General features: G+C 41.5%; 1 protein-coding gene. It reads left to right on the top strand.

Annotated elements, in window-relative coordinates; translation table 11 throughout:
* Positions 1-220: hypothetical protein (locus tag BQ7314_RS15700; RefSeq protein ID WP_217423849.1), on the top strand; the 220-nt coding region annotated here is incomplete at its 5' end.
* Positions 221-1,461: the final 1,241 nt, after the last annotated feature.

Raw genomic sequence — 1,461 nt, 5'->3', positions numbered from 1 at the left:
GATCATTTCAGCAAAGTTTGGTCGAGATTGGTTCAGTAGTTTCAGGAGAAGATTTTTTTTAAATTTCATCCCCCTTTTTTCTATTTTTAGCTTGGCAGCCATCTTGGTTGGAAGTCGGGATCACCGGACACAATTTTGGAAGGGGGCCATCCAAGGACTATTCCACAAAAGTTTGATTGCAATTGGCCCAGTGGTTTCTGAGGAGAAGATTTTTATGTGAATTTCCCATAGGGTCCTATGTTAAGCCAAGTTCGGCTGTGGGGGCCATCTTGGTCGGTGGTCTGAAATGCCAGACATAATTTTGGAAGGGGACCACCAATGGATCATTTCAGCAAAGTATGGTTGAGATTGGCTCAGTAGTTTCAGAGGATAGATTTTTTTGGAAGAGAACCATCCAATGACTATTTCATCAAAATTTTGTTCTTATTGAGCAAATGGTTTCAGACAAAGAAGATTTTTATGGGAATTTCCCATAGGGTCCTATGTTAAATTAAGTTCGGCTGCGGCGGCCATCTTGGGCGGAGATCTGAAATGATGGACACACTTTTGGAAAGGGACCACTCAAGGATCATTTCAGCAAAGTTTGGTTGAGTAGTTTCAGAGAAAACAAATTTTAAATTTCATCCCCCCTTTTTCTATTTTTAGCTTGACGGACATCTTGGTTGGAAGTCGGGATCACCGGACACATTTTTGGAAGGGGGTCATCCAAGGACCATTCCACCAAAGTTTGTTTTGCAATTATCCCAGTGGTTTCTGAAAAGAAGATTTTTATGTGAATTTCCCATAGGGTTCTATGTTAAGCGAAGTTCGGCTGTAGGAGCCATCTTGGTCGAAGGGCCGAACCGACGGACACATCTTTGGAAGAGAACCGTTCAATGACCATTTCATAAAAATTTAGTTCTTATTGAGCAAATGGTTTCACACAAGAAGATTTGTATGGAAATTTCCCTTAGGGTCCAAGTTAAACTAAGTTCGATTGTGGGGGGCCATCTTGGTCGAAGGGCCGAACCACCGGACACATTTTTGGACGAGAAACATCCAATGACTATTTCATTAAAATTTAGTTCTTATTGGGCAAATGGTTTCACACAAGGAGATTTGTATGGGAATTTCCCATAGGGTCCTGTTATATTAAGTTCGGCTGTGGCGGCCATCTTGGTCGGGGTTCTGAAATGACGGACACACTTTTGGAAAGGGACCACTCAAGGATCACTTCAGCAAAGTTTGGTTGAGATTGGCTCAGTAGTTTCAGAGATTTTTTTTAAATTTCATCCTCCCTTTTTCTATTTTTAGCTTCACGGACATCTTGGTTGGAAGTCGGGATCATCGGTCACATTTTTGAAAGGTGGCCATCCAAGGACCATTCCACCAAAGTTTGGTTGCAATTATCCCAGTGGTTTCTGAAGAGAAGATTTTTATGTGAATTTCCCATAGGGTTCTATGTTAATCTAAGTTCGGCTG

The sequence above is a fragment of the methanotrophic endosymbiont of Bathymodiolus puteoserpentis (Logatchev) genome (genome assembly GCF_900128525.1).
In the GTDB taxonomy this organism is placed as follows: domain Bacteria; phylum Pseudomonadota; class Gammaproteobacteria; order Methylococcales; family Methylomonadaceae; genus Methyloprofundus.
This window is presented reverse-complemented; position numbering and strand designations above follow the sequence as displayed.